The sequence below is a fragment of the Pseudomaricurvus sp. ABR4_320 genome (assembly GCF_056159445.1).
Genome location: NZ_JBSWVF010000099.1, coordinates 1 through 428 on the forward strand (window position 1 = coordinate 1; position 428 = coordinate 428).

The following is a 428-nucleotide window of genomic DNA, read 5'->3' on the forward strand; positions in this document are numbered from 1 at the left end:
TTGCCGCAGCAGGCCATTCGTGTTTTCGTTAGTGCCGCGCTGCCAAGGGCTCTGCGGGTCACAGAAATAAACGTCGATGTCGGTAGCAATGGAAAAGTTTGCGTGAGATGCCATCTCGGTTCCTCGATCCCAAGTTAGGCTTTGCTGTAACAAAGCCGGCAGTTTTTTCATTTGCCTAGAAAGTGCCAACACTACGTCGTCGGTTTTTTTGGACTTTATTTTAATCAAGACTGTGTACCGAGTTTGTCGCTCGACTAGTGTCGCGATTTGACTGTTGTTCGAACCCAGTATCAAGTCACCTTCCCAGTGTCCGGGAACAGCGCGGTCTTCAATTTCTGAAGGGCGTTCACTAATAGATACTCCATCAACGATTTGGCCTCGAGTCCCTGGAGAATGCGGCTTCGCATGCCTGAACTTTCGTTTGGTAC

1 protein-coding gene is annotated in these 428 nt (G+C 49.3%); it reads right to left on the reverse strand.

Annotation, left to right across the window (positions count from 1 at the left end):
• The coding region (locus ACXAFR_RS27550) for an IS30 family transposase (RefSeq protein WP_475183432.1) at nucleotides 1-428 on the reverse strand (428 nt) is incomplete at both ends.